Here is a 26266-nt window from a genome sequence, read left to right as displayed (position 1 = left end):
GCGGGCTGTCTCAGGGGCTTTGGATGGCCGTACCCGACAGGGTGCGCAACGGCAGGCCGGAACCGTCAAGCACCGAATGGTTCACGCTGATTTTTCGTGGTGGCGAGAATTCGCTTTGCAGACCGGAAGCGGACTTGACCTGGATGCGCACGTAATAAGTACCAGGGGGCAGCCCCTGGGCAGACCAGGCTGGGTGCTCCAGGATTTCGTCGGCAACGCCTTGCGTGCCTTCCGGATCCCGTGTGAGCAGCAGCCGGAATGTTTGTCCGGGCAGCGCAGTCCAGTGCAGTGCCAGGTTTGCGCCCCCTCCCTGCTCTGCCAGAGCATCCACTGCGGCAGGGCGCGCTTCTATGGCGAAGGGTTGAACTGGCGAAAATGGGCCGTGGTCGGCCGAGCCGTCGGCGAGTTGCTGCACGCTGGCCGCGCGCCAGTAATAGCGGCCCAGGGCAAGCCCGGCCAAGGGCAGGCGGCACTCGTCCTGGCGTTCTGCAGACGCCTGCACGTCCTGGAATCCTTCTTCCCGGGCCACTTGCAGGTGGTACCAACGCACGCCAGGCACCTCGGTGCAACGCAATTCGGCCTGGTCTTGTGCCAGGATGGCGCCTGGCGCGGGAGACTGCGCCAGCGGCGGGATGGGCCGTGTCTTGATGCGCAAGGGGCGCTGGGTGGCGTAGCCTGGAATCCCTTCGGCATCCACCCCGCGCACACGGAGCTGGTAGAGACCATCGGCCAATACAGGCCAGGTCGCCATGGGGGCACTGAAACTGCCTTGGCGCAGCACCTGGGTGAACTGTGGATCTTGCGCAATCTCCACCTGCCACTTGGTGGCCTCGCCCAAGGCAGGCAGCGGCAGATTCAGCAAGGCGGCGTCATGCAGGGCCTCAGGCACGCCGGATAGATCGGGCATGGGCAACAGCGCACGCGGGGTGCCGACTTGGCCCTCCGCACTCACGGCGACACCCTGGCCCGGCTTGAGCAATGCACCCGCAGAGCTTTGACCGGCGTCGCGTGCTTGCACGGCTACGGTCCCCTCGACCACGGCCGTGGCGGTCTTGCCTTCTGGCGTCAGGCGCACGTCGAAGCGCGTGCCGCGGACGCTGGTCGATGCCGAGGGCGTGCGAATTTCAAGATAGCGTGGCGTCTTGTCCTGGTTGGGGACCGAAGTCTCGACACTGCCCCGGTGCATCTCGAGCACCGACTGAAGGCTGCCGGCCCTGCCTCGGCGCCGCAGTTGCTGCAATTGCACCTCGGACTGGGCTTGCACGCGCACGACGGAGCCATCGGCCAAACGCACGGCGACGAAAGAGTCCTGGCCGGACTCGAGTGCCGCACCTTCTTCCAATACCTGTCCCGGCTGCACGAGGGCGGTGCCATCTGGCGTTTTGCGCGTGACGGAACCGTGTACGAACTCCACGGTAGCGCTGCTTGTCGGCAGCAGCCGTGTGGGGATGCGCAGCACGGAGCCGGGCTGCAGGCGGCGGGGGTCGGCAACGCGGTTGCTGGTCTGCAGCAGATGCCAGCGCCGGGCATCACCCAGATAGTGCAAGGCCAGGCGTTCGAGTGTGTCGCCAAGCACCACGGTATGGGCAATGCTTTGCAGGCCCAGGGGCGGGGCTGCGTGCGCCGTCGCGGCGCAGGCCAGCGTTCCCCACAGTGCCAGACGGATTGCGGTGTGGAACGGGGCGGCGGCTGGCTGCGAGGGACAAAACATGGAGAAGCGGTTCAGTTCGGTGCAGGGCTGGACGGAAGGGGTGCCACGGCTTCAAAACGATAACCCACGCCGTAGACGGCGGAAACGATGAAGCCATTGGCAGGGCGCAGATCCAACAGTGTACGCAGACGGGAAATGTGCGTGTCCAGGGAGCGGGACATCACGTCGGAATTCTGCCCCCAGATGATTTCGCGCAAGTGGTCGCGCGACAGCAGGCGCCCCATGTTCTGGAACAGGAACAGCGCCAGATCGTACTCCCGGTTCTTCAGCTCCACACGCTGCCCGTCAACCTCCAGCGCATGCGCATCGGGAACGAACCGGTAGCGCCCGAACTCCAGCACGCTCTGCGTGGCAGCCGGGTAGGCCCGGCGCAGCAGTGCCGTCACGCGTGCAGTGAGCTCGCCAACGCGCACGGGTTTGACCATGAAGTCGTCGGCACCGCTGCCCAGCCCCTCGACGATGTCGCGCTCCTCCCGGCGGTGGGTGACGAACAGGATCGGCAGCTCGGTCCCCAGGTTCTCGCGCACCCAGCGGACGATCTCCGGCCCCGGGATGTCGGGAAGCTCCCAGTCAACGACCAGCAGGTCGAAGGTCTCGCGGCGCAATGCCTTGAGCAAAGTGGCCCCACTTTGGTAGGTGTGGCACATGTGGCCCATGGCTGCGGTGGCACGCTGGATCAGCTCCAGTTGCAGCGCATCGTCATCCAATGCAGCAATGCGCATAGATTCGCTCCTTTCTGGGGGGTGATCCTATGCGCAGGCCCATTCGCAGCTCAAGGTGGTTTGACAAATGTTGATCTTTGGTCAGGCCGTTGCCAGGGCCTGCAGCGCAGCGGCAGCCTCGGCGCGGGCCTCCTGCTCCAGCGGCTCCAGCAGATTGATGGCTGCGTCGAGCCCTTGCTGCTGCAGGCGTGCAATGGCCTGGCCCGCGTCCTTCGGCACGTCGAACCCCTTGCTTTGCAGCAGCATGCGGCCATCGGCCGCCACGAGCTTGAAATAGAACTTGCCGTCGGCCTCGCGGTATTGCTTGAAGCCGGGAAGCGTAGCCTTGGCCGCCTTGGCGGCAGGCTTGCCGCTGCCAGCGCTCTGGGCCAGGCTGCGCAAGCCCACGGCGGCGCGCAGCGCGCGCATGAAGGGCGTGGCGATCTTGCGCGCACGCTCCGCGCCAGCCTGCAGGATGTGTTCGACGTGCTCGGGGTGGGCCAGCAAATCGTCGTAGCGCTCGCGCAGCGGCGCGATCTCCCGGTCGATACGGTCGAACAGCATCTGCTTGGCGTCGCCCCATGCGATGCCATTGGCATAGGCGCGGCGCAGCGCGGCGGTTTCTTCCTCGCTGGCGAACGCCTGGTAGATCTGGAACAGCGCGGAGCCCTCGGTGTCCTTGGGCTCGCCGGGCGCGCGCGAGTCGGTCAGGATGCCGCCGATCAGCTTGCGCAACTGCTCGCGCGGCGTGAACAGGGCGATCGTGTTGTCGTAGCTCTTGCTCATCTTGCGGCCGTCGAGCCCGGGCAGGGTGGCCACCTGGTCGTCCACCGCGGCCTCGGGCAGCACGAAGTGCTCGCCATAGAGGTGGTTGAAGCTTGCGGCCATGTCGCGCGCCATCTCGATGTGCTGGATCTGGTCGCGCCCCACGGGCACCTTGTGGGCGTTGAACAGCAGGATGTCAGCGCCCATGAGCACGGGGTACATGAACAGGCCCGCGGTCACGCCTTCGTCCTGCTCGCGGCCGGCTTCCTGGTTCTTGTCCTGGGCGGCCTTGTAGGCGTGCGCGCGGTTGAGAAGGCCCTTGCCGGTGACGCAGGACAGCAGCCAGTGCAGTTCCGGAATTTCGGGAATATCGGACTGCCGGTAGAACGTGACCCGCTCGGGGTCCAGGCCCGCCGCCAGCCAGCTTGCCGCGATTTCCAGGGTCGAGCGGTGCACGCGCCCCGGGTCCTGGCATTTGATGAGCGCGTGGTAGTCGGCCAGGAAGTAGAAGTTTTCGACCGCCGGGGTGCGCGTGGCTTCGATGGCCGGGCGCATCATCCCCGCGTAGTTGCCCAGGTGGGGGGCGCCGGAGGGCGTGATGCCTGTGAGAAAACGGGTGGTGCTCATGTGCGGGAAATGCAAAAACCCTAGCGCAGCAGCGCAGCCAGGGGCGTGATCAGGAGATGGATGACACCGTAGCCCAGGCTCATCAGCGGGCGCAGCCACAGCGTGCCCACGACCCCGGCGATGACCAGGCCCATGACAATGAAGAACCCCCAGGGCTCGATGCGTGCCACGAGCTGGGCCTGTTTCCAGGGCAGCAGGCCGACGAGGATGCGTCCGCCATCGAGGGGCGGCAGCGGGAACAGGTTGAAAGCCCACATCACCAGGTTGACGAGCACGCCGGCTTGCGCCATCTCGACGAAGAAAGGCTCTTCCACGCCCAGGCCTGGCAGGAGCACCCACAGGAGGGCCCAGAAGATGGCCTGCACGAAGTTCGATGCCGGGCCGGCCAGGGCCACCCACACCATGTCGCGCTTGGGGTTGCGCAGCCGCCCGAACTGCACCGGAACCGGCTTGGCGTAGCCGAACAGAAATGCGCCCGAGGTGGCGAAGTACAGCAGCAGCGGCATCAGGATGGTGCCGACCGGGTCGATGTGCTTGAGCGGGTTGAGCGTGCAGCGCCCCAGCATGTAGGCGGTGTTGTCGCCGAAGTGGCGCGCCGCGTAGCCATGGGCCGCTTCGTGCACGGTGATGGAGAACAGCACCGGCAGCGCGTAGATGAGAACGGTCTGGATGAGATTGTTGATGTCCACGGCGCGATTGTGTCAGACGCAGCGGGCAGGCCCACTGCCCACGCGGGTCACAGGCCCAGGGCCTGCAGGCTGCCCCGGCCTTCGCGCACCACCACGGGCTCGCCGCCCGTGGCCATGGGAACGAGATCCAGCACCGTGGTCGGCGCTTGCGGGCAGGCGCCGGCATCCACGATGCCGTCGAGCTGCTTTTCGTAGCGTTCGCGGATGTCCTGCGGGTCGTTCAGGGGCTCCGTCTCCCCGGCGGGGATCAGTGTCGTGGCCAGCAGGGGGGCGCCGACCAGTTCCAGCAGCGTCTGCAGGCTTTTGTGCGTGGGCACGCGCAGCCCGATGGTCTTGCGCTGCGGATGGCTGACGCGCCGTGGCACTTCCTTGGTCGCGTCGAGGATGAAGGTGTAGGCGCCGGGCGTGGCCAGCTTGAGCAGGCGGTACTGGCGGTTGTCCACGATGGCGTAGCTGGCTAGCTCCGACAGGTCGCGGCACAGCACGGTGAGGTGGTGCTTTTCGTCCACCTGGCGGATGCGCCGCAGCCGGTCCACGGCGGCCTTGTCGTCGAGCTGGCACACCAGGGCGTAGCTGGAATCCGTGGGCACCGCCAGCACGCCGCCCCGGCCCAGCAGCGCTGCTGCCTGCTTGAGCAGGCGCGGCTGCGGGTTGTCGGGGTGGACTTCGAAGTACTGGGCCATGGGACTAGGAGCGGGGGGCCGGAGCGGGCAGTATGCGGCCGGCCAGCAATTCCCACACGGGCTGCAGGCTGGACGGCAGCGGCGGGAGGGCCCCGAGGTCCGTGCGCGACTCCTCCGGGCTGTGGAAGTCGCTGCCACGCGACGCAGCCAGGCCGAACTCCTGCGCCACGGCCGCGTAGGTCAGGTACTCGGCGCTCGTGTGGCTGCCGGTGACCACTTCCACGCCCTGGCCGCCGTGGTGCTTGAACTCGGTGAACAGCGCGTATTCCTCATTGGGGCTGAAGCCGTAGCGCGCCGGGTGGGCGATCACGGCCAGGCCGCCCGCTTCGCGGATCCAGCGCACGGCGTCGCCCAGCGCCGCCCAGCGGTGCGGCACGTACCCGGGCCGGCCTTCGGTGAGGAAACGGCGAAAGACTTCCGGCGTGTCGTGGCACACCCCGATTTCCACGAGATAGCGGGCGAAATGCGTGCGCGAGATCAGCTCGGGGTTGCCCACGTAGCGCAGCGCGCCCTCGTAGGCGCCGGCAATGCCTGCTGCGGCGAGCTGCTGGGCGATCTCCTGCGCGCGTTCGCCCCGGCCGCCGCGCGTGGCGCGCAGGCCCTGCGCCAGCTGCGCATCGTCGGCGTCGAAGCCCAGGCCGACGATGTGCACGGTGGTGCCGATGAAGGTCACGGAAATCTCGACCCCCGTGAGATAGGCCAGGCCCAGGCTGTGTGCCGCCTGGGCTGCGCGGTGCTGGCCACCGATCTCGTCGTGGTCGGTCAGCGCCCAGAGATCCACGCCGTTGGCGTGGGCCCGCGCGGCCAGGGCCTCGGGCGTGAGCGTCCCGTCGGAAACCACGGAATGGCAATGGAGGTCGGCGTTCAGGGGAAAGGTCACCGATCCATTCTACGGGTTTGTCCTAGAGGGTGCAGCGTAGGTGAATTCCTTTAATCGCAGCCCTCCACCCGCCGGATTGTGGGTAATTGAATGTATCTTTCGCGTAGGGCCAAAGACCCAGTGATTCACTCAGACTCGATGCCATGCAGTTAGACAATATTCCGGTGTTTCGCAAGCTATGGGGCATGTTCCTGCTGCTCATGCTGGCGATGCTCGTGGTGGCTGGATTCCAGCAGTACCGCGCCAACAGTTCCATGGCGCAGGCCATGCACGATGTCATGGACATCGAATCGCGCATTACCCAGTCCGTGCGCTGGCGCGGCGATTCGGAAACCACGGTCAGCATGCTGATGGGCGCCGCGGTCACTTCCGATGCGGTGCTGGCGCAGCAGTACGACGCCAAGGTCAAGGAACTGAACACGGCCATCGGCAAGATGCAGGAGGCCATCGTGGCACGCACCAGCGCGCCCGGGGAAAAGGCCGTGCTCGACCAGGTCCTGGTCCAGCACCGCGCCGTGCAGGCGGCCACGGCCAAGACGTGGGATCTCAAGGGCGAGGGGGATGTGGTGGAGACCCAGCGCTTCGCCGACGAGCAGCTGGCGCCGCAGGTGGCGCGCTTCCTGCAGGCGCAGGACGCCTTCGTCGCCACGCTGGAAAAAAGCCGCGAGACGGTCGTCACCGTCGCCGCCGAGCGCCGCATGCGGTACATGGCCGAGGGGCTGGTGGCCTCGGCCTTGCTGATGGCGCTGTTCCTCTTCATGGCCTGGCGGCTGGTGCGCTCCATCACCACACCCTTGCAGCAGGCCGGCCGGTTGATCGACGCGATTGCCGCTGGCGATCTCACGCAGGACCTGCGCAGCGAGCGCAAGGACGAGTTCGGCCACATGCTGCGCGCGCTTTCGGCCATGGCTGCGCGCCTGCGCGGTGTGGTTGGCAACGTGCGCTCGGGCGTGGAGTCGGTGTCGGCGGCATCCGGGGAGATCGCCTCGGGCAACCAGGACCTGTCGGCGCGCACCGAGCAAACGGCCGCGAACCTGCAGCAGGCAGCCGCGAGCATGGAGCAGCTCACCGCTACGGTGACGCAGTCCGCCGATACCGCACGCCAGGCCAACCAGCTTGCGTCCCATGCCGCACAGGCGGCCGAGCACGGCGGCGTGGTGGTGGAGCAGGTGGTGAGCAGCATGCAGCACATCACCGAAAGCTCGCGCAGGATCGGCGACATCATCGGCGTGATCGACGGCATCGCGTTCCAGACCAACATCCTGGCGCTGAACGCTGCCGTGGAGGCGGCACGCGCCGGCGAGCAGGGCCGGGGCTTCGCCGTGGTGGCGGGCGAGGTGCGTTCGCTGGCGCAACGCAGCGCCGAGGCAGCCAAGGAGATCAAGCAGCTCATCGGCCAGTCGGTGCAGAGCGTGGAGAACGGATCGGCGCAGGTGGCCCAGGCCGGGCAGAGCATGCAGGACATCGTGGCCAGCGTGCGCCGCGTGAGCGACCTGATCGGCGAGATCACCGCTTCCAGTGGCGAACAGCGCGACGGCATCGCCCAGGTCAGCCAGGCCGTGACGCAGCTCGACCAGATGACGCAGCAGAACGCAGCGCTGGTGGAGCAGTCCAGCGCGGCGGCAGCGGCCATGCGCGAGCAGGCGGGGCGCCTGGCCGAAGCGGTGGCCGTGTTCAACGTGGGGGCGGCGGCCTCGGCGCCCGTGGCGGTGTCCCGGGCGGCGCTTGCTGGCGCCCGGCCGATGGCGCGGCTGGCGGCGGCCACCGGGGCGCACGGTGCGGCCTGACGCACCATGGGGCATAACGACGGAAAAGGCAGCGCGGGCTGCCTTTTTCGTGGGGCACGCAGCCCCGGCCGTGCATGGTATGGGGCGGACTCCTGCCTTCGGGGCGGTTGCGCCGCGTTGTTGAGTGTTCTACCAAGGCATGTAAGGAAAAGTAAAGTCCTCGCCCGGAAAATCATCCGGCGTGCTGTACTTCGCAGCCGCCATGCCGCCTGTCCGCTGTGCAGCGGCCCTTCAGAATCCCTTGGGTAACAACATGAATTTCAACCATATTTCCGTGGGCCGCAAGCTGTGGGCCATCGTCATCGGCCTGATGGCCGTGATGATGGGGCTGGTGTACGGGATGCAGTCGTATGTGGTCTCCGTCGATGACGAGACGGCCCGCACCGTGCAGTTCAACGAGGACCGCATCACCTTGGCGCTGCGCTGGAAGGGCGGGACGGAATTGACCGCCAACCGGCTGGTCAGCGGGCTCGTCACTACCGACGACAGCCTGACCGAAAGCCTGCAGGCCCAGGTCAAGGCCGGCATCGCCGCCATTTCCGAGATCCAGAAGCAGGTGACGCAGCTCACGGTTTCGGATGCGGGCAAGCAAGGGCTGGAGCGCATCGCTGCCGAGCGCGCAGCGGTGCTGAAGCTCACCGCCGAGGGGCAGAAGCTGCGCGCCGATGGCGACCTCGCGGGCGCGCAGCGCCTGGTGCAGGAACGCCTGAACCCGGCCATTGCCACGTACATCGCGGCGCAGGATGCCTTCGTGGAGATCCAGCAGCAGGCGCGCGACCAGGCCAAGGCGCAGGGCGCACAGGCCCGCGCCGTGGCGCAATGGACCGGCATGGGCGTTTCGATGCTGGTCCTGGCGGTGGGCCTGGTGCTGGCCTGGCTCACGGTGCGCAGCGTCACCGTGCCGCTGGAGCGCGCCGTCGGGCTGGCCGACCAGATCGCTGCGGGCGACCTGACCGCCGACATCCACGACGACCGCAAGGACGAACTGGGCCACCTGCTGCGCTCGCTCTCGGCCATGGCCGCGCGCCTGCGCGCCGTGGTGGGCGAGGTGCGCACGGGCGTGGAGTCGGTGTCGGCCGCGTCGAGCCAGATCGCCACCGGCAACCACGACCTGTCGGCACGCACCGAGCAGACCGCCGCCAACCTGGAGGAAACGGCCGCCAGCATGGAGGAACTCACGGCCACGGTGACGCAGTCGGCCGAAACCGCGCGCCAGGCCAACCTGCTGGCGGGCCAGGCCGCCCAGGCGGCGCAGCGCGGCGGCGAGGTGGTGGGCCAGGTGGTCTCCAGCATGCAGCACATCACCGATTCGAGCCGCAAGATCGCCGACATCATCGGCGTGATCGACTCGATTGCCTTCCAGACCAACATCCTCGCGCTCAACGCCGCCGTGGAAGCGGCGCGCGCCGGCGAGCAGGGCCGGGGCTTCGCCGTGGTGGCGGGCGAGGTGCGTTCGCTGGCGCAGCGCAGCGCCGAGGCGGCCAAGGAGATCAAGGGCCTGATCACGGCCAGCGTGGAGAGCGTCGAGTCCGGCTCGCAGCAGGTCGGCCAGGCCGGCCAGAGCATGGAGGAGATCGTGCAGGGCGTGCGCCGCGTGAGCGACCTGATCGCCGAGATCACGGCATCGACCAGCGAGCAGCGCGACGGCATCGGCCAGGTGAACCAGGCGGTGACCAACCTGGACCAGATGACGCAGCAGAACGCCGCGCTGGTGGAAGAGTCCAGCGCCGCCGCCACCGCCATGCACGACCAGGCCCGGCGCCTGGCGGAGGTGGTGTCGGTCTTCAACGTCGGGGCAGGCGCCGCCGTGCGCGCCGCGGCACCGGTGCGTACACCTGCGCGTGCGCCTGCACGCGCGCCTGCGCGGGCGCCCGCTGTGCCGCGTGCCCCGGCTCCCGCTGTGGCCGCGCCCAAGGCACCAGCCGCCCCGCGCCAGGTGGCAGCAAGCAAGCCGCCGGCCAAGGCAGCCGCGCCGCGGCTGGCCGCCGCACCCGCCAAGGCCCCGCCGCCGCGCCCCAATGCCGCGGCGGAGGACGAATGGGAAAGCTTCTGACCGCCTCGTGCGCTGCCGCTGTTCCTTCACTGTGACCGGCAGCGGTTCTTTTTGCTCTTCTTCCAATAGCTGCTAGCGCTTTCTGGAAAAGGGCTAGAGGGCATTTTGGCTGTTTTTTTGGGTGCCCGGGCCTGCACACGGCCGGGCGCCTTCGCGGGCGCTCTTCTAGAATTCGCGCCCGGCTTTTTCCCGCACACATCCATGAAAGAAAACATCCGTCGTGGCTCGGCCCTGAGCACCCTGCCTTCGCTGATCTTCGCCAGCCGCTGGCTGCAACTGCCCCTCTACCTGGGGCTGATCGCCGCCCAGGCGGTGTACGTGTTCCATTTCTGGGTGGAACTGGTCCACCTGCTGGAGGCCGTGTTCGGCAGCGAGAAGGCCTTGCAGGCGCTGGTGACGAGCATCGGCTACAAGGCCGACGCCCCCATTACCAGCCTGAACGAAACCGTGATCATGCTCGTCGTGCTGGCGCTGATCGACGTGGTCATGATCTCCAACCTGCTCATCATGGTCATCGTCGGCGGCTACGAGACCTTCGTCAGCCGCATGAACCTGGAAGACCACCCCGACCAGCCCGAGTGGCTCAGCCACGTCAATGCCTCGGTGCTCAAGGTCAAGCTGGCCACGGCAATCATCGGCATCAGCTCGATCCACCTGCTCAAGACCTTCATCAACGCCGGCAACTACGACACCAAGGTGCTGATGTGGCAGTCGATCATCCACATCACCTTCCTGCTGAGCGCGCTCGCCATCGCACTGACCGACCGCCTCCTGAGCGCCGCGCACGGCGCGCAAGAGCACTGAGCCACACCATCTGCGCTGCGCGTCCCGCCCACAGCGCATGAAACCGGCGCGGCCCCATGCGCGGGCAGCCGTGCAAGGGCCGCCCCGCCGCACTGGCTGCGTCCCCCTCCCATAGCGTGTAGCGCGTAGAGAGAGGGGGAAGGCGCCGAAGGCGACTCAGGGGGTGTTTACCTCCACGCCCTCGACTACCAACTGCACGCGCCGCTCGCCGCGCCACTCGTTCACGTCGAGCCGGAAGGCCAGCAGCGCCTGGCGCGGCAGCGGCTCGGTGTGGCCGAACCAGATGCCGTCCACCGGCTGGCCCCGGTGCAGCAGCTTGAGCGAGAGGTGGTTCTTGCCCTCGCCCACCAGGCGCTGGTTCAGCACCTCCAGCTCCTCGCTGAACGTCGGCGGGGCGAAGCCCTGGCCCCAGACCTCGCGCGCCAGCAGGTCCACCAGGTCGGCGCGCAGGTACTCGGGCGCCAGCGGGCCGTCGGTTTCCAGGCGGCGCGTCAGCGTGGCGGCGTCCAGCCACTCCTGCGCCACCTGGGCGAAGGCGCGCTCGAAGGTGTCGAAATGCGCCTCGGCCACGGTGCAGCCCGCCGCCATGGCGTGGCCGCCGAATTTCAGCACCACGCCCGGGTGGCGCTTGGCCACGAGGTCGAGCGCATCGCGCAGGTGAAAGCCGGCGATGGAGCGGCCCGAGCCCTTGAGCTCGTGTTTCTTGCCCGGCGCGCTGCTGGCCGCGAAGACGAAGGTCGGGCGGTGCAGCTTGTCCTTGATGCGGCTGGCCACGATGCCCACCACGCCCTCGTGGAAGTCGGGGTCGAACACGCTCACGGCGGGCGGAGGGGCTTCGCTTTCATCGAACAGGCTCTCGGCCATCAGCATGGCCTGCTCGCGCATGCCGCCCTCGATCTCGCGGCGCTCGCGGTTGATGGCGTCGAGCTGGCGCGCCAGCTCCAGCGCGCGCGCCGGGTCGTCGGTGAGCAGGCATTCAATGCCCAGCGTCATGTCGGCCAGGCGCCCGGCAGCGTTGATGCGTGGCCCCAGCGCGAAGCCGAAGTCGAAGGTGGTGGCCTGCCCGGCCTTGCGCCCGGCGGCGGTGAACAGCGCCGCCATGCCTGCGGGCAGGGCACCGGCGCGCACGCGCTTGAGGCCCTGGGCCACCAGACGGCGGTTGTTCGCGTCCAGCCGCACCACGTCGGCCACGGTGCCCAGCGCCACCAGCGGCAGCAGCGGCTCCAGCCGGGGTTGGCTGGCCGTGTCGAAGGCGCCGCGCGCGCGCAGCTCGGCGCGCAGCGCCAGCAGCACGTAGAACACCACGCCCACGCCGGCCAGGGCCTTGCTCTCGAAGGTGCAGCCGGGCTGGTTGGGGTTGACGATGGCATCGGCCGCGGGCAGTTCGGGGCCGGGCAGGTGGTGGTCGGTCACCAGCACCGCGAGGCCCAGCGCCTTGGCCTCGCGCACGCCTTCCACGCTGGCGATGCCGTTGTCCACGGTCACGAGCAGGTCGGCGCCGCGCGCGTGCACGCGGCGCGCGATCGGCGGGGTCAGGCCGTAGCCGTCCACCACGCGGTCCGGCACCAGGTAGTCCACGTGGCGCGCGCCGAGCAGGCGCAGGCCGCGCACGGCCACGGCGCAGGCGGTGGCGCCGTCGCAGTCGTAGTCGGCCACGATGACGATGCGCTGGCCGCTGGCGATGGCGTCGGCCAGCAGCCGCGCCGCCTCCGGCGTGCCGTGCAGCGTGGCGGGCGGCAGCAGGCGCGCCAGGGCGTCGTCCAGCTCGCCGGGCGTGCACACGCCGCGTGCGGCGTACAGGCGCGCCAGCAGCGGGTGGATGCCGGCCTGTTCCAGCGCCCAGGTGCTGCGGGGCGGGGTGTCTCTGACTATTATTTTCATAGCTGCTCGCGCAAGCTGGTAAAGCGTTGGGGCCGGAAAATGCTTTGAATCTTCTGGCCCAGGGAGCGTGGTGCGCTGCGCCACTGCAGGAAGGCGCGCTCGCCGCACAGCGTCAGCTGCACGGGTGCGCCGCGCGCCGCCTGCGCGGCAAGCCGCGCCACGGGGCCGCTGTCGAGCGCCCGCCAGGCCGCCGCCCAGGCCGTCCAGTCCATGCGCAGCGCGGCGTCGCGCAGGGTCTGGTCCACCTGCGGGGGCGCGGCGGCGATGGGGGGCAGCACCAGCGCGCCCGCGCCGTGCACCCAGATGGCGTTGACGGGCAATTGCCCGCGCGCCGTGCGCGCGTCGTTGAAGGCGTGGGTGTAGAGCAGCATCTGCACCTCGCTGTGCAGGCGCTGCAGCAGGCGCTCGTGCGGGCCCCGGGGCATCCAGTGGCGCACGTCGCGGCCCTGCACGCGGTCGAGCGCGGCGGTTTCCAGGCCCGCGAAGGCGCTGCCGCGCGCCAGCCAGCGCAGCGGCTGCGCGTAGTGCAGGGTGATGCCGTCCTCGGCGAACCAGGGCGCCAGCAGCGCCAGCAGGGCGCGCGATTCGGCCTCGGCCAGCGCCAGCGCCTCGGGCGGCAGCATGTGGATCTGGTCGGCGCCGGCCTTCCAGTGGCAGGGGGTGATCCAGGCGCAGGGCTGCGTGGTGTCGGCGGCTTCCCAGGCGGCCCAGGGCGTGGCGCCGGCGGGCAGGCCCAGCGCCTGCGCCAGCGCGCGTTCGTGCGGGGGGCCGTAATCGTGTTCGTCGCCGGCTTCGCCGCCGGTGGGAGCCAGGCGCGCCAGCAGGCTGTCGAGCTGGGGCAGGGCCAGGGCCGGCAGGGCCTGCTGGCATCCCTCGGCCTGGGCGATGGCCCAGGGGATCAGCAAATGGGGGGAATCGGGCATGGGCGGTATTGTCCGGGATGCCACAATCGGCGCGCCCCGGATCGCCAGTACGTTCGCGGGGGCGAATCAGATCCACACCATGCAAATTCCCTACGAGCTGGCCCTGGGCTGGCGCTACACCCGTGCGGGCCGCGCCACGCGGCGCAACGGCTTCATCTCGTTCATCTCGGGCGTGTCCATGCTGGGCATCGCGCTCGGGGTGGCTGCGCTCATCATCGTGCTGTCGGTGATGAACGGCTTCCAGAAAGAAGTGCGCGACCGCATGCTCAGCGTGGTTTCGCACATCGAGATCTTCGCCCCCGGCGGGGCGGCGCTGCCCGACCTGGCGCAGACCCTGGCCGAGGCGCGGCGCAACCCGGCGGTGGTGGGCGCGGCGCCCTTCGTGGCCGCCCAGGCGCTGCTGGCGCGCGGCGAGGACATGAAGGGCGCGCTGGTGCGTGGCATCGACCCGGCGCGCGAGGGCGAGGTGACCGACCTGGCCGCCGCCAACGCCGACGTGCTGCGCCAACTGGAGCCCGGCGCCTTCCGCGTGGTGCTGGGCATCGAGCTGGCGCGCCAGCTGGGCGTGCGCACGGGCGACCTGGTCACGCTCATCGCCCCGGGCGGCCAGGTCACGCCCGCGGGCGTGGTGCCGCGCCTCAAGCAGATGACGGTGGCCGGCACCTTCAACTCCGGCCACTACGAATACGACGCCGCCCTGGTGCTGCTGCACCACGAGGATGCCGAGCGCCTGTTCCGGCTCGAAGGGCCGACGGGCGTGCGCCTGAAGCTGCAGAACCTGCACGACGCCCCCATGGTGGCGCGCGAACTGGCCGACACGCTGACCGGCCACCTCCTGATCCGCGACTGGACGCAGCAGAACCGCACCTGGTACGCCGCCGTGCAGCTGGAAAAACGCATGATGTTCATCATCCTCACGCTCATCGTGGCGGTGGCGGCGTTCAACCTCGTCTCCACCCTGGTCATGACCGTGACCGACAAGCGCGCCGACATCGCCATCCTGCGCACCCTGGGCGCGAGCCCGCGCAGCATCATGGGCGTGTTCGTGGTGCAGGGGGCCATGGTGGGCGTCATCGGCACCCTGGCCGGGCTGCTGCTGGGGCTGGGCATCGCGTTCAACATCGACGTCATCGTGCCGGCCATCGAGCGCGCGCTGAACGCCAGCTTCCTGCCCAAGGACATCTACCTCATCAGCAAGATGCCCAGCGACCCGCAAAGCAGCGACATCGTGCCGATCGCCGTCATCTCGCTGGTGCTGGCCTTCGTGGCCACCCTGTATCCGAGCTGGCGCGCCAGCCGCGTCAACCCGGCGGAGGCCCTTCGCTATGAATAACGTAGCTTCCAACGCAAACCCAGTAAGCGCCCAGGGCCAAAATGGCATGAATTCCGGCGTGGTGCTGCAGGCCCAGGGCCTGGCCAAGCGCTTCACCGAAGGGCGGCTCGACGTGCGCGTGCTGCAGGGCGTGGACTTGCAGGTGCGCCGGGGCGAGACGCTGGCCATCGTCGGCGCCTCGGGCTCGGGCAAGAGCACGCTGCTGCACCTGCTGGGCGGGCTCGATGCGCCCAGCAGCGGCAGCGTGCAGCTGCTGGGCCACAACCTGCACGCGCTGGCGCCCGCCGAGCAGGGGCGGCTGCGCAATGCGCACCTGGGCTTCATCTACCAGTTCCACCACCTGCTGCCCGAGTTCAGCGCCATCGACAACGTGGCCATGCCGCTGCGCATCCGGCGCCAGCCGTACGAGGACTGCCTGCGCGAAGCCCAGCAGATGCTGGCCGCCGTGGGCCTGGCCGAGCGCGTGCAGCACCGCCCCGCCGAGCTCTCGGGCGGCGAGCGCCAGCGCGTGGCCATCGCGCGCGCGCTGGTCTCGCGCCCGGCCTGCGTGCTGGCCGACGAGCCCACCGGCAACCTTGACCGCAGCACGGCCGACAACGTGTTCCAGCTCATGCTGCGCCTGGCGCGCGAGCAGGGCACGGCCTTCGTGCTGGTGACGCACGACGAAACCCTGGCCGCGCGCTGCGACCGCGTGCTGCGGCTGGTGGAAGGGCGGCTGGGGTAGGCCCGCAGCCCATGCCCGGCTGGATCGACACCCACTGCCACCTCGACGCGCCCGAGTTCGCCCCCGACGTGGACGCCGTGCGCGCCCAGGCGCGCGCGGCGGGCGTGGCGCACTGCGTCATCCCGGCCGTGGAGCGAGCCCAGTGGGACGCGGTGCGCCAGCTTGCGCACCGCCATGGCGACAGCTACGCCCTGGGCATCCACCCGCTCTACACGCCGCAGGCCGCCGACGAAGACCTGGAGGCGCTGGCCGCCGCGCTGGCGCGGCACCAGGCCGACCCGCGTCTGGTCGCGGTGGGCGAGATCGGGCTCGACGGCTTCGTGCCCGGCCTCGACCCCGCGCGCCAGTGGCGCTTCTATCGCGCGCAGCTGCAGCTGGCGCGGCGCTTTGGCCTGCCGGTGATCCTGCACGTGCGCCGCTCGGCCGACCGCTTGCTCAAGGGCCTGCGCGAAGTGCCGGTGCGCGGCGGCATCGCCCATGCCTTCAACGGCAGCGTGCAGCAGGCGCAGGCGTTCATCGCCCTGGGCTTCAAGCTCGGGTTCGGCGGCGCCGTGACCTACGAGCGCGCCCTGCAACTGCGCCGCCTGGCGCAGGCGCTGCCGGAAGACGCCATCGTCATGGAAACCGACGCGCCCGACATTCCGCCGCACTGGCTCTACCGCACCGCCGCCGAGCGCGCGGCGGGCCTGCCCCAGGGGCGCAACAGCCCGGCCGAGCTGCCGCGCATCGGCGCAGAAGTGGCGGCGCTGCGCGGGCTGGCCCCGGCGCACTGGGCTGCGCGCACCCGTGCCAGTGCAGTGGCCGCGCTGCCCAAGGTGGGTGTGCTGGTTACATGAGTTTTTGGCCTGCAGCCCTTATGCAGAAAGCACTGAATGCTCCTTTTTCGAGAGCGTCTGGTGTCGTGCGCGCGTCCACCAGGGTGCTTGGTTTTGAATTGGTATGCTTTTGTCATGCCATATCTTCCTGACGCGCCCCGGCGCCGGTTGTTCGTCATCGGCAGTTTCGTCGAAGCCCATTGCTGGACCGTGGCCCGGCTGCCAGGCCGTGACGAGAGCCAGCAGGCGAGCAGCTACGTGCGCGAATGCGCGGGCAAGGGCCTCGCCGTGGCGCTGGGGGCGCATCGGCTGGGCGCCGCGGTGGACTTGCTCATGGCCGTGGGCCACGACGCGGCGGGCGATGCCCTGCTGCAACGGCTCGCACGCGAAGGGCTGGATGCCGCCCATGTCCACCGCTTGGGGCCGCATTCCGGTCAGGGCTGCGGGCTGACCGGTGCGCAGGGCGAGACCACCGTCACCGTCCATCCCGGCGCCAATGCCCTGCTGGGCGCGCGCGAACTGCGCCTTGCCGCGCATTGCATTCAGCAGGCTGCCGTGGCCTATGCACAGTGCGAAGCGCCCCTGCCGTTGGTGGCCGATGCGCTGCGCATGGCCCAGGCGGGCGGCGCCGCCACCGTGCTCAATCCCTCGCCCTGGCCGCAGGGCTGCTGCGACGAACTGCTGGCGGCGGCCAGCATCCTCGTGGTCAACCGCAAGGAGGCGGCGGCTTTGCTGCGCCACCTGGGCTGCTCGCAGCACGGTGCGCCCGGTCACGCTCCCAATGACTTATTGAACCCGCTGCCGCGCTTGCTGTGGAGCCAGTGGCCAGGGCAGTGGCTCGTCATTACCCTGGGCGCACAGGGCTGCGTCGCCCATGCGCGCAGCGGCGCCGTGCTGTGCGAGGCGGGCCGCCGCGTGAATGCCAGCCAGCCTATCGGCGCGGGCGATGCCTTCGCCGCAGGGCTGTGCGCCGCGCTGGCACTCGGCAAGCCCATGGCCCAGGCGCTGCGCGCCGCCAATGCCTGCGGCGCGCTGGCTGCCAGTTGCAACGGCATCCTGGATGCATTGCCGCATCAGGGCGCCGTGGATGCTTTGCTGGCGTCTTGAGATATCCAAAAAATCCAATAGGGGATTTTTTCTCGAAAGTTTGTGCATGGTTTTGATGCTTTATGGGTTTTTTGGTATCCTTAAAAGTATCCAAAAACATTGGAAGAAAACACATGCGCAAAACTCCATTCCATCTTCTGGCCCACGCACCGGTGCGCGCCAGCCTGGTTCTGGCGGCTGCTGCCACCGCGGGCACGGGCTTGGCGGCTACGCAGACTTGGAACACGCCGGGCGGCTACACCTGGGTGGTGCCAGCGGGCGTTACCCAGATCGACTTGGAACTGATGGGCGGCGGCGGTGGCGCCAGCGCAGCAGCCACAGGCCCCTTCACGGCTGGCGGTGCTGGCGGGCCAGGCGGGCGCGTGCAGGCCGCAGCCGTGGCGGTCACGCCGGGCAGCACCTTGCACATCACCGTGGGCGGTGGCGGCGGCAGCGGGGGCGGCATTCCCCGCAGGGGCGGTGGCGGAGGCGCGGCATCGTTCGTGCACACGCCGACTGACTGGCTGGCGGTGGCGGGCGGTGGCGGTGGCGGCGGGGCGACTGGTGCCGACGGTGCGGGCGGCCACGGGTGCGGCGGCGATGGTTCCGCCGGCGGAGCCAACCCGGTGTTCTCCGGCCAAGGCGGGCAAGGCGGCCGGCCCGGCGGCGGGGCGGGCGGCGCGGCCAGCACGGGCGGCGCCAGCGGAACGGCTGGTGCCAGCGGCTCCGCCTTCAGCGGCGGGCCGGGGGGCGACGGCGGCAGGGGTATTGCCTGGGCCAACAACGGCGGCTCGTTCGCCAGCAGTAGTGCCGTCGCGGCCTATGGCATGGGCGGCCGCGGCGCCCTCAACACTGCCGATACGGGCGGTGGCGGTGGCGGCGGCAGCGGGTACGCAGGCGGTGGAGGTGGAGGCTCCAGCTACGCCCAGTTGGATGGCGGTGGCGGCGGCGGCAGTTCTTTCCCTGCTGGTGCCTGTACCCCCTATACCAATGGCGGTGTGGTGGCGGGGAGTGGCAGTGCAGGTGGAAACGGCTCCGTGACGCTGACCTGGGTGGCGCCTGCGGTCGCGGGCAGCGTGCAGCCCGTGCCCGTGGATGCGCCCTGGGCGCTGGGCCTGCTGGCGGCGGCGCTGGGTGCGGCGGGCTGGCGGCGTGCCGGCAAGAGAGTATCAAAATGATAGCTTCTTGCGCTTTCTGCATAAAGGCTGGAGGCCAATTGGGCTTGAAGTTCTGGCCCTGGATGCGCACGCTGGGCCGGGTCTGGCGCGGGCGCAGGCCGACTGGATGCCCGATCCGGGGTTTGTCGGTGCACCCGGTGATGGGGTGTATTCGTTGGCTGTGTAGCCCGATGTGCGGCGCCATCCCGGGCGTGGGGCGTTGAGGGCAAGGCGATGGCGATGCGGCGCTTGCGCTCTGCCTGTGTTTTTGCAGCGGCCTTGTCCGCGCTTTTGATGGGGTGCGTGACGATGGCCAATGCCAGCGACAGCTCCACTGGCGACATTCCGCCCTGCCTCCAGGCCGCGATTGCACCGGAAAAAATGGATGCACATACGCCGCCGGTGGCAATTTACGAGCTTGAACTGGATGGTCAACGGCTGTACCGGCTGGAAAAGGATCTGTCGCGGCTGCGTTTTGTGCGCATGCCCGATGTGGCCGCGCTGGATGCGCATTGCAAGGTGGTCTTGTCGCTGCCGCAGCGGGAGTTTGACCGGCGGGTGCGGATTGTGCGCATTCTGTGGGTCCATCCCGGCAAGGAATATGCGGGACGGATGCGTGCAGAGATGCCGAAACCAAGCGAATGAAAAATCAACCAAATGAGGTTTCCATGAAAGTTCGGCAATACGGCATCGCCCGCCTGACACAGTCTGGCGCGGTGGCAGCAGTAGCCCTGCTGGCCCTGTGCTGTGCGGCGCAGGGGCAAACCCAGGTTCAATTGCAAAAGCGGGTGGAGATAAAGCCCGCCGAGCCGGACAAGAAAACGCTTTCGTCCGGGCAGGTGGCCAACTTGCAGCGGGCCGGCACGTTTTCTTCTGCGCCTTTGCGCACCAAGGTGCCCATTCCGCGCAATCCGTCGTATGAGAAGACGGTGGACGGCCACAAGGTCAAGACGACACTGATGCTCAGTCCGCTGCACAACGCCATGCGCCAGGGCGCTGGCAGCAAAGGCGGCGTGCAGCGCAAGGAGGAGCCGCCTACCTACAAAGACGGCTTGGTGTGCCGCAACGCCACGGTGCGGGTGTCGCTGGACGACGACTCGTTCAAATCCGTCTCGCAAAGCGGGCAGGCCACACGCTTGCTGCCGGGGCTGGTGTATGACTTCGACAGCTTTTTCAGCGGGCGCATGGCCCCATCCGCTGCGCCGCGCCATCCAGTGCGGCTGTCGCTGCCCAACGTGACCGGCATGGCTGCGCCCGGCGGCGGGCTGGCGCGTGCGGGCGGTGGCGGCCCCGCGTCCTACATCGACGTGGACCAGCCCGACATGTCCACGCTAAACGAGGCGGCGCTGCAGTTGCGCAACCGCCTGCCCCCGAAAAGCGGCAACAAGCAGTCCGCCAGCATGGACATTCAGGAACTGCACAGCGGTGCGGAGGCGCTGCTGGCGCTGTCAGGCAGTGCCGCCGCCTATGGCGTGAAGGTGAGCGCCGCCTACGAGAGCAACAGCGCCAGGGAGGAGCGCCAGATACTGGTCGACGCGACGCAGGAGATGTTCACCATTAGCGCCATGCCGTCCAGCGAGGGCATCTTCGTCAACCCCGAAGACGCCCGAAAGGGCGACAAGATCATGCTGGGCAACGTGACCTACGGCCACCGCGTGCTGCTGGCAATCAAGACCCAGACGCGCAGCGAGTCGGAGTTTGCATCGGCTACCGCCTCGTACAGCAACTTCGTGGCCAAGGCCGAGGCCAGTGCCAAGGCGGGCAGCCGCACCTTCAGCGGCAGCAGCAGCATCCGCATGTACGACGTGGGCAACATATCCAAGGCAGCACCTACCAGCATCGAGCAGGTGGATGGCTGGCTCAAGGCGTACTTTGCCAGCGCCAACATGGAGAACGCGCAGCCCATCCGCTACCAGTTCGTCAACATGAACAATGAATTGGTGCGCTCCGAAAGCGCTACCGACAACGTGCCCGTGAACAATTGCGTGCAGGACGACATGACGCTCAAGGTGACGCTGGAGCAAATCCGCAACGTCAACGCGCGCGAGCACCAGTCCATGCCCGATGCAGGCAAATCCGTCAGCGGCGGCAACCGCAACGAGGTGGTCAAGTTTGGCACTCGCCAGACGGTCAACGCCGTGGTGGGTGGGCGGGAGATTTTTGATCTGCGCGGCCGCCCGCACCACAGCATTTGCTGGTGGGACCAGGGCAATGCCGACTGCGGCCCGGCGCGCGAGTTCAACGGCCAGGTCGACGTCAACAAAGCCGACACCGAGCGCGCCTTCCCCATCAAGGCCAGCCAGGTGCGCGAGAGCGACCACGTGAACATCCATACCGCCTACATCGCCATGTACCGCACCAAGGCGGGCGGCAGCACCAATGGCAAGCAAAACCCGCAGCCCGCCGACAAGGTCTATATCAACGACGTGATCGCCGCAGGCGGCGCGGGCAAGCCCTGGTATGTGCAGGTGCCATGGAACGGGCGCTTGTTTGAATACCGCTACCGGCTGGTGGCGGAGTGAGGTTTGCTATTTAAACAATAGCTTCTTGCGCTTTTTGTATAAGCGCTAGAGGCTATTTTCATCATGAATGTTTCGGGGCGCTATGTCGTCAGGTTGACCCGGTAGGCATAGGCGTCCCCGCGAAAGCTGCCTTCCACGTACTCGACCATACGCCCCTCGGCATCCAGGCTTTTGCGCTTGATGAGCAGGCAGGGCATGGGGGCGTCGAAGCCGAAGGCTTCCATCTCATCCGTGCTGCTCATGACGGCCTCGATGCTTTGCTCGGCGCCGGCCATGTGGATGCCGCAACGCTCGCGCAGCCAGGCGTAGATGGAGCCTTCGCCGTTCCAGTCTTCGAGCTGGGGGGCCAGGGTGAGGTCGTACCACGCCAGTTCGCGCGACATGGGCGCGCCGTTGCCCAGGCGCAGGCGGCGCACGTGCAGCAGCGGTGCGTGCGAGGGGCGGGCGAAGATGCTGGCGATGGTGCGCTCGTGCACCACCTGCAGTCCCAGCAGGCGGGTCGATGGCTCCATGCCCAGCTCCTGCATTTCCTCGGTGAAGCCCTTGAGGCGCGACATGACCGGGCTGACGCGCGGTGTGCGCTTGACCACAGTGCCGCCGCGCCCGTGGCCGCTGGCAATCACGTCAGCTTCGCGCAGCGCGTCGTAGGCGCGTTTGACGGTGGTGCGGCTGACCTTGAGCGCATCGGCCAGGTCGCGCTCGGAGGGCAGGTGGCTGCCTTCACTGAGGGCACCGCTGACGATCAAGGCCTGGAGCTGGCGCTGCAACTGCACATAGAACGGCGCAGGCTGCTCCTCGGACAGTGCAATGCCTCGGATGCCCGCAGGCAGGGCGAGCGTGGGCGGCTTGCCTGCCTTTGCCTTGTCCGTCACCGTTACAGCACTTCGCTGGCGAAATCCGCCAGGCGCGAGCGTTCGCCGCGCGCCAGCGTGATGTGGCCGCTGTGCGGCCAGCCCTTGAAGCGGTCCACCGCGAAGGTCAGGCCCGACGAGCCTTCGGTCAGGTAGGGCGTGTCGATCTGCGCCAGGTTGCCCATGCAGACGATCTTCGTGCCTGGGCCGGCGCGCGTGATCAGGGTCTTCATCTGCTTCGGGGTCAGGTTCTGCGCTTCGTCGATGATGACGAACTTGTCCATGAAGGTGCGCCCGCGCATGAAGTTCATGCTCTTGATCTTGATGCGGCTGCGGATCAGGTCGTTGGTGGCGGCGCGCCCCCATTCGCCGGGGTTGCCGCCGTCTCCCTTGGCGAGGAACTCGAGGTTGTCGTCGAGCGCGCCCATCCACGGGCCCATCTTCTCCTCCTCGGTGCCGGGCAGGAAGCCGATGTCCTCGCCCACGCTCACCGTGGCGCGGGTCATGATGATCTCGCTGTAGCGGCGCTCGTCCAGCACCTGCGTCAGGCCTGCGGCCAGGGTCAGCAGCGTCTTGCCCGTGCCGGCGGTGCCGGTGAGGGTGACGAAGTCCACGTCCGGGTCCATGAGCAGGTTCATGGCGAAGTTCTGCTCGCGGTTGCGCGTGGTCACGCCCCAGACGGCGTTCTTGGCGTGGCCGTAGTCCTTGAGGGTCTGCAGCACGGCGGTCTTGTCGCGGATCTCGGTTACGCGCGCGTACAGGCTGGGCTCGCCCGGCGCCTCGAAGTAGACGAACTGGTTGATCATCAGCCCGGCCACCAGCGGGCCGCTGATGCGGTAGTAGGTGTGCGCGCCGCTTTGCCAGCTCTCCACGTTCTTGCCGGCCTTGTTCCAGAAGTCCGGCGGCAGGGCGAGCGCGCCCGCGTACAGCAGGTCGTCGTCTTCCAGCGCCTTGTCGTTCTGGTAGTCCTCGGCGGGCAGGCCCAGGGCGCGCGCCTTGACGCGCATGTTGATGTCCTTGGACACCAGCACCACTTCGCGCGGCGCGTACTGGGCGCGCAGCGCCTCGACCACGCCGAGGATCTGGTTGTCCGCCTTGCCTTGCGGCAGGCTGGTGGGCAGCTGGTAGTCCAGCGGCGCGGTCTGGAAGTACAGCTTGCCGGTGGCGGCGCGCTGGCCCGTGGCGTCGAGCGCGATGCCCTTGCCCATGTCGGCGCCCTGGGTGGCCACCAGCGCGTCGAGCGAGCGGCTGACCTGGCGGCCGTTGCGCGCCACCTCGGTCATGCCTTTCTTGTGTGCGTCGAGCTCCTCCAGCACGATCATCGGCAGAAAGATGTCGTGCTCCTCGAAACGGAACAGGCTGGTCGGGTCGTGCAGCAGCACGTTGGTGTCGAGCACGAAGAGCTTGGCGGGGCCGCTGGCGCGGGCCTTGCGCGGGCGGGCGGCGGCGGCTTGGGGCGCTGCGGCGGTCTTGGCTGCGGGCCGGGTGGCGGGCTGGGGCGTGGCCTTGGCAACTACGGGCGCGGCGCTCACGGGGCGGGCCGTGGCGGGCGCGGGCTTGGCGCGGGGCGTTTGTGCCGTGCGCGCCGTGGCCTTGCGGGCCGTGGACGGGGCGGCGGCGAAGGCTTGCTCGGGCAGGCGGGCGGCGCGCTGGGTCGGGGCGGGGGGCAGGGGCATGGTCGGGGAGGCTTCCAGAGGCGGTTCAGAAAACAAAAAGCCGCCGGGCGAACCGGGCGGCTTGTCGTGTGCGGGAGGGGAGCGGCTTGTTCTGGTGCTGCATCAGCGTGCCATTATGCACAGCCCCCGTGACGCCCGTCAGGCAGCTTTCTTCAGCGCCTTGAGCGATTTCACGGCCTTGAGCACCTCGTCCACGTGGCCGGGCACCTTCAGGCCGCGCCATTCCTGCACCAGCAGGCCGTCGGGGCCGACCAGGAAGGTGCTGCGCTCGATGCCCTTGACCTTCTTGCCGTACATGATCTTGTTCTTGACCACGCCGAACATGTGGCACATCTTTTCCTCGGTGTCGGCGATCAGCTCGAAGGGCAGTTCGAGCTTTTCCTTGAAGTCGTCGTGCGACTTCATATTGTCGCGCGAGACGCCGAACACCGCCGCGCCGGCCTTCACGAAGTCCTTGTACTTGTCGCGGAACTGCATGGCCTCGGTGGTGCAACCCGGGGTGTTGTCCTTGGGGTAGAAGTACAGCACCAGAATCTGGCCCTGGTGGGAGGTGTTGGAGACCTTGATTCCGCCGGTCGCGTTGGCTTCAAATTCTGGGAGGGGTTTGTTGACAACGATCGCCATAGGGTCCGAATCTCTGCTGGAAATGTCGTAGAAAAAACCGGGGAAGTGGGTGTGTTATTGTTTTAGGTTGCCCCGGCCGCAATCCGTGATTTTACCCCGAAACCCACGGAAGGCTCGCATTGGGCAGATCGTGCCGGCGCCGTGCGCAGGGAAAAGGCGTGGTAGTGCCCACCTCGGGCTCAGGGCGACGGCAGCAGCAGGGCCACCGCCACCCGGCGGCCTTCGCCCAGCAGGAAGTTGTAGGTGCGGCAGGCGGCGGCCGTGTCCATGGTTTCCAGGCCCATGCGCCGCTGCATCAGCGGCGCCAGCCAGGCGGGCGGCACGAAGCGGATGCGCGGGCCGCTGCCGAAGAGCACCATTTCCGCGTCGATTTCGGCCAGCCGGGCGAAGTGCGCGGGCGTGAGATCCTCGAAGCGTTCGCAATCCCACGGCTGGCGCAGGCCGTCCGGGCCGAGGACGATGCTGTGGTGGATCTTCTCGGGTCCCACGGCCACCCAGCCGGGGCCGTAGCCGCTGATGGAGTGGGCGCTGGACGGGTCGGGCTGGAGCTTCATGGTGCGGCGGGCGGTGGCGCGGCCCGGCGGGCGGGCGCCGCCCGGGTGCGCGGGTGAAATGTGGTCAAATTATAAGTTTCACCGCCGCATGCTGCCCGCTGGGCAGTGCCCTTGTTCTCATCGATACGCGCATGAAGACCGTCCGCAAATCCGCCAAGCTCAACAATGTCCTCTACGATGTCCGCGGCCCCATCGTGGACGCGGCCAAGCAGATGGAGGACGAAGGCCAGAAGATCATCAAGCTGAACATCGGCAACATGGCGCCGTTCGGCTTCGATGCGCCCGAGGAAGTGCAGCAGGACATGATCCGCAACCTGCCCAACTCGGCGGGCTATTCCGACAGCAAGGGCATCTTCGCCGCGCGCAAGGCGGTGATGCACTACACCCAGCAGCTCGGCATCGCGGGCGTGACGCTGGACGACATCTACCTGGGCAACGGCGCCAGCGAGCTGATCGTGATGGCGACCAATGCGCTGCTCGACGACGGCGACGAACTGCTCGTGCCCATGCCCGACTACCCGCTGTGGACGGCGGCCGTGTCGCTCTCGGGCGGCTCGCCGGTGCACTACCGCTGCGACGAGGACGCGGGCTGGCTGCCCGACCTGGACGACATGCGCGCCAAGATCACGCCGCGCACGCGCGGCATCGTCGTCATCAATCCGAACAACCCGACCGGCGTGCTCTACCCCGTGGAGCTGCTCAAGGGCATCCTCCAGATCGCGCGCGAGCATGGCCTGGTGCTGCTGGTGGACGAGGTGTACGACAAGGTGCTGTACGACGGCGTGCAGTTCACCTCGATGGCCAGCCTCTCCACCGACGTGCTCACGCTCACGTTCAATTCGCTCTCCAAGGCCTACCGCTCGTGCGGCTACCGTGCGGGCTGGATGGTGCTCTCCGGCCCCAAGGCGGACGCGCGCGACTACATCGAGGGCCTGAACATGCTGGCCAACCTCAAGCTCGGCTCCAACGTGCCGGGCCAGTGGGCCATCCAGACCGCGCTGGGCGGCTACCAGAGCATCCACGACCTGGTCAAGCCCGGCGGGCGCTTGCGCCGCCAGCGCGACCTGGCCTACGAGCTCATCACGCAGATTCCCGGCGTCACCTGCGTCAAGCCGCAGGCGGCGCTGTACATGTTCCCGCGCCTCGACCCGGCCATGTACCCCATTGCCGACGACCGGCAGTTCTTCATGGAAGTGCTGCGCGCCACGCGCGTGATGCTGGTGCAGGGCTCGGGCTTCAACTACCCGGACAACCAGCATTTCCGCATCGTCTTCCTGCCGCACGAGGACGACCTGCGCGAGGCCATCGGGCGCCTGGCGGGCTTCCTCGCCACCTACCGGCAGCGCCACGCCCAGGCTGCGTTAACGGCCTCCAAAACTCATTTTTTTATAGCTGCTAGCGCTTGACTGGCAAGCGTTTC

Annotated in this window: 23 protein-coding genes; 11 read left to right on the top strand and 12 right to left on the bottom strand. The window is 68.3% G+C overall.

The genetic code is table 11. The features are described 5' to 3' along the window. Nucleotides 1–10: 10 nt before the first annotated feature. The 6 genes from YS110_08615 to YS110_08590 form a co-directional block, all read right to left on the bottom strand. Nucleotides 11–1711: a FecR domain-containing protein gene (locus YS110_08615; GenBank protein ID UJB64802.1), complete on the bottom strand. Its 1701-nt coding sequence runs from the start codon at nucleotides 1709–1711 to the stop codon at nucleotides 11–13. Between the two features lie 11 nt (nucleotides 1712–1722). Beyond that, on the bottom strand, nucleotides 1723–2433 hold the full coding sequence (locus tag YS110_08610) for a response regulator transcription factor (protein ID UJB64801.1): 711 nt from the start codon (nucleotides 2431–2433) through the stop codon (nucleotides 1723–1725). Between the two features lie 81 nt (nucleotides 2434–2514). Continuing rightward, nucleotides 2515–3804 carry a tryptophan--tRNA ligase gene (locus YS110_08605; GenBank protein ID UJB64800.1) on the bottom strand — a complete coding sequence of 430 codons (1290 nt, stop codon included), beginning with the start codon at nucleotides 3802–3804 and terminating at the stop codon, nucleotides 2515–2517. Nucleotides 3805–3824: 20 nt separating this feature from the next. After that, on the bottom strand, nucleotides 3825–4493 hold the full coding sequence (locus YS110_08600; GenBank protein UJB64799.1) for a site-2 protease family protein: 669 nt from the start codon (nucleotides 4491–4493) through the stop codon (nucleotides 3825–3827). Nucleotides 4494–4540: 47 nt separating this feature from the next. After that, complete coding sequence (locus YS110_08595; GenBank protein ID UJB64798.1) at nucleotides 4541–5176, bottom strand: threonylcarbamoyl-AMP synthase; 636 nt, start codon at nucleotides 5174–5176, stop codon at nucleotides 4541–4543. A gap of 4 nt (nucleotides 5177–5180) precedes the next feature. Continuing rightward, nucleotides 5181–6056 (bottom strand): PHP domain-containing protein, encoded by an 876-nt coding sequence (locus YS110_08590; GenBank protein ID UJB64797.1) that lies wholly within the window; start codon nucleotides 6054–6056, stop codon nucleotides 5181–5183. Nucleotides 6057–6199: 143 nt separating this feature from the next. On the opposite strand from YS110_08590, the gene YS110_08585 reads away from it, so the two are divergent. The 3 genes from YS110_08585 to YS110_08575 all read left to right on the top strand — a co-directional run bounded on the left by YS110_08585 (nucleotide 6200) and on the right by YS110_08575 (nucleotide 10700). Then, nucleotides 6200–7843: a HAMP domain-containing protein gene (locus YS110_08585; GenBank protein ID UJB64796.1), complete on the top strand. Its 1644-nt coding sequence runs from the start codon at nucleotides 6200–6202 to the stop codon at nucleotides 7841–7843. Nucleotides 7844–8096: 253 nt separating this feature from the next. Beyond that, the gene (locus YS110_08580; protein ID UJB64795.1) at nucleotides 8097–9896 is read left to right on the top strand and encodes a HAMP domain-containing protein; all 1800 of its coding nucleotides are present in this window, start codon (nucleotides 8097–8099) and stop codon (nucleotides 9894–9896) included. 201 nt (nucleotides 9897–10097) lie between these two features. Further along, nucleotides 10098–10700, top strand: coding sequence for a TIGR00645 family protein (locus YS110_08575; protein ID UJB64794.1), 603 nt, complete (start codon nucleotides 10098–10100; stop codon nucleotides 10698–10700). A 156-nt stretch (nucleotides 10701–10856) separates the two neighbouring features. On the opposite strand, the gene recJ is transcribed toward YS110_08575, so the two are convergent. Both recJ and YS110_08565 read right to left on the bottom strand, forming a co-directional pair. Continuing rightward, nucleotides 10857–12581 carry a single-stranded-DNA-specific exonuclease RecJ gene (gene recJ / locus YS110_08570; GenBank protein UJB64793.1) on the bottom strand — a complete coding sequence of 575 codons (1725 nt, stop codon included), beginning with the start codon at nucleotides 12579–12581 and terminating at the stop codon, nucleotides 10857–10859. Then, nucleotides 12578–13504 (bottom strand): phosphoglycerate mutase, encoded by a 927-nt coding sequence (locus tag YS110_08565; GenBank protein ID UJB64792.1) that lies wholly within the window; start codon nucleotides 13502–13504, stop codon nucleotides 12578–12580. Before YS110_08565 ends, recJ begins: the two co-directional genes overlap by 4 nt. Before the next feature lie 79 nt (nucleotides 13505–13583). Between YS110_08565 and YS110_08560 the strand changes: the two genes are divergently transcribed. The 7 genes from YS110_08560 (at nucleotide 13584) to YS110_08530 (ending at nucleotide 21141) form a co-directional block, all read left to right on the top strand. After that, nucleotides 13584–14837, top strand: coding sequence for a lipoprotein-releasing ABC transporter permease subunit (locus tag YS110_08560; GenBank protein ID UJB64791.1), 1254 nt, complete (start codon nucleotides 13584–13586; stop codon nucleotides 14835–14837). Between the two features lie 46 nt (nucleotides 14838–14883). After that, nucleotides 14884–15561, top strand: coding sequence for a lipoprotein-releasing ABC transporter ATP-binding protein LolD (lolD, locus tag YS110_08555; GenBank protein ID UJB64790.1), 678 nt, complete (start codon nucleotides 14884–14886; stop codon nucleotides 15559–15561). 11 nt (nucleotides 15562–15572) lie between these two features. Then, on the top strand, nucleotides 15573–16397 hold the full coding sequence (locus tag YS110_08550) for a TatD family hydrolase (GenBank protein UJB64789.1): 825 nt from the start codon (nucleotides 15573–15575) through the stop codon (nucleotides 16395–16397). A 114-nt stretch (nucleotides 16398–16511) separates the two neighbouring features. Next, on the top strand, nucleotides 16512–17483 hold the full coding sequence (locus YS110_08545) for a hypothetical protein (protein ID UJB64788.1): 972 nt from the start codon (nucleotides 16512–16514) through the stop codon (nucleotides 17481–17483). A gap of 113 nt (nucleotides 17484–17596) precedes the next feature. Continuing rightward, nucleotides 17597–18640, top strand: coding sequence for an IPTL-CTERM sorting domain-containing protein (locus YS110_08540; protein UJB64787.1), 1044 nt, complete (start codon nucleotides 17597–17599; stop codon nucleotides 18638–18640). Nucleotides 18641–18898: 258 nt separating this feature from the next. Beyond that, nucleotides 18899–19264, top strand: coding sequence for a hypothetical protein (locus YS110_08535; protein ID UJB64786.1), 366 nt, complete (start codon nucleotides 18899–18901; stop codon nucleotides 19262–19264). Between the two features lie 23 nt (nucleotides 19265–19287). Then, entirely contained in the window at nucleotides 19288–21141 is a 1854-nt protein-coding gene (locus tag YS110_08530) for a hypothetical protein (protein ID UJB64785.1), read from the top strand. A gap of 80 nt (nucleotides 21142–21221) precedes the next feature. Here the strand turns inward: YS110_08530 and YS110_08525 are convergent, their stop codons facing one another. The 4 genes from YS110_08525 to YS110_08510 all read right to left on the bottom strand — a co-directional run bounded on the left by YS110_08525 (nucleotide 21222) and on the right by YS110_08510 (nucleotide 24846). Beyond that, nucleotides 21222–21971 (bottom strand): GntR family transcriptional regulator, encoded by a 750-nt coding sequence (locus YS110_08525; GenBank protein ID UJB67404.1) that lies wholly within the window; start codon nucleotides 21969–21971, stop codon nucleotides 21222–21224. Nucleotides 21972–22015: 44 nt separating this feature from the next. Further along, nucleotides 22016–23668, bottom strand: a complete 1653-nt coding sequence (locus tag YS110_08520; protein ID UJB64784.1) for a PhoH family protein — start codon at nucleotides 23666–23668, stop codon at nucleotides 22016–22018. A 138-nt stretch (nucleotides 23669–23806) separates the two neighbouring features. Continuing rightward, nucleotides 23807–24292, bottom strand: coding sequence for a peroxiredoxin (locus YS110_08515; protein ID UJB64783.1), 486 nt, complete (start codon nucleotides 24290–24292; stop codon nucleotides 23807–23809). Nucleotides 24293–24471: 179 nt separating this feature from the next. Continuing rightward, on the bottom strand, nucleotides 24472–24846 hold the full coding sequence (locus YS110_08510; GenBank protein UJB64782.1) for an Xcc1710-like domain-containing protein: 375 nt from the start codon (nucleotides 24844–24846) through the stop codon (nucleotides 24472–24474). Nucleotides 24847–24977: 131 nt separating this feature from the next. Between YS110_08510 and YS110_08505 the strand changes: the two genes are divergently transcribed. Next, complete coding sequence (locus tag YS110_08505) at nucleotides 24978–26252, top strand: pyridoxal phosphate-dependent aminotransferase (protein UJB64781.1); 1275 nt, start codon at nucleotides 24978–24980, stop codon at nucleotides 26250–26252. Nucleotides 26253–26266 lie beyond the last annotated feature (14 nt).

It is taken from the genome of Acidovorax sp. YS12, from assembly GCA_021496925.1.
In the GTDB taxonomy this organism is placed as follows: Bacteria; Pseudomonadota; Gammaproteobacteria; order Burkholderiales; family Burkholderiaceae_C; genus Paenacidovorax.
Note: the sequence above shows the minus strand (reverse complement) of the source record. Positions and strands in the feature narration are given on the sequence as shown.

Excerpts from the sequence above, each read along its gene's own strand:
- YS110_08615 (UJB64802.1), bottom strand. The coding sequence starts at position 1,711 with ATGTTTTGTCCCTCGCAGCCAGCCGCCGCCCCGTTCCACACCGCAATC.
- YS110_08610 (UJB64801.1), bottom strand. The coding sequence starts at position 2,433 with ATGCGCATTGCTGCATTGGATGACGATGCGCTGCAACTGGAGCTGATC.
- YS110_08605 (UJB64800.1), bottom strand. The coding sequence starts at position 3,804 with ATGAGCACCACCCGTTTTCTCACAGGCATCACGCCCTCCGGCGCCCCC.
- YS110_08595 (UJB64798.1), bottom strand. The coding sequence starts at position 5,176 with ATGGCCCAGTACTTCGAAGTCCACCCCGACAACCCGCAGCCGCGCCTG.
- YS110_08585 (UJB64796.1), top strand. The coding sequence starts at position 6,200 with ATGCAGTTAGACAATATTCCGGTGTTTCGCAAGCTATGGGGCATGTTC.
- YS110_08580 (UJB64795.1), top strand. The coding sequence starts at position 8,097 with ATGAATTTCAACCATATTTCCGTGGGCCGCAAGCTGTGGGCCATCGTC.
- YS110_08575 (UJB64794.1), top strand. The coding sequence starts at position 10,098 with ATGAAAGAAAACATCCGTCGTGGCTCGGCCCTGAGCACCCTGCCTTCG.
- recJ (UJB64793.1), bottom strand. The coding sequence starts at position 12,581 with ATGAAAATAATAGTCAGAGACACCCCGCCCCGCAGCACCTGGGCGCTG.
- YS110_08565 (UJB64792.1), bottom strand. The coding sequence starts at position 13,504 with ATGCCCGATTCCCCCCATTTGCTGATCCCCTGGGCCATCGCCCAGGCC.
- YS110_08560 (UJB64791.1), top strand. The coding sequence starts at position 13,584 with ATGCAAATTCCCTACGAGCTGGCCCTGGGCTGGCGCTACACCCGTGCG.
- lolD (UJB64790.1), top strand. The coding sequence starts at position 14,884 with ATGAATTCCGGCGTGGTGCTGCAGGCCCAGGGCCTGGCCAAGCGCTTC.
- YS110_08550 (UJB64789.1), top strand. The coding sequence starts at position 15,573 with ATGCCCGGCTGGATCGACACCCACTGCCACCTCGACGCGCCCGAGTTC.
- YS110_08545 (UJB64788.1), top strand. The coding sequence starts at position 16,512 with ATGCCATATCTTCCTGACGCGCCCCGGCGCCGGTTGTTCGTCATCGGC.
- YS110_08540 (UJB64787.1), top strand. The coding sequence starts at position 17,597 with ATGCGCAAAACTCCATTCCATCTTCTGGCCCACGCACCGGTGCGCGCC.
- YS110_08530 (UJB64785.1), top strand. The coding sequence starts at position 19,288 with ATGAAAGTTCGGCAATACGGCATCGCCCGCCTGACACAGTCTGGCGCG.
- YS110_08520 (UJB64784.1), bottom strand. The coding sequence starts at position 23,668 with ATGCCCCTGCCCCCCGCCCCGACCCAGCGCGCCGCCCGCCTGCCCGAG.
- YS110_08515 (UJB64783.1), bottom strand. The coding sequence starts at position 24,292 with ATGGCGATCGTTGTCAACAAACCCCTCCCAGAATTTGAAGCCAACGCG.
- YS110_08510 (UJB64782.1), bottom strand. The coding sequence starts at position 24,846 with ATGAAGCTCCAGCCCGACCCGTCCAGCGCCCACTCCATCAGCGGCTAC.
- YS110_08505 (UJB64781.1), top strand. The coding sequence starts at position 24,978 with ATGAAGACCGTCCGCAAATCCGCCAAGCTCAACAATGTCCTCTACGAT.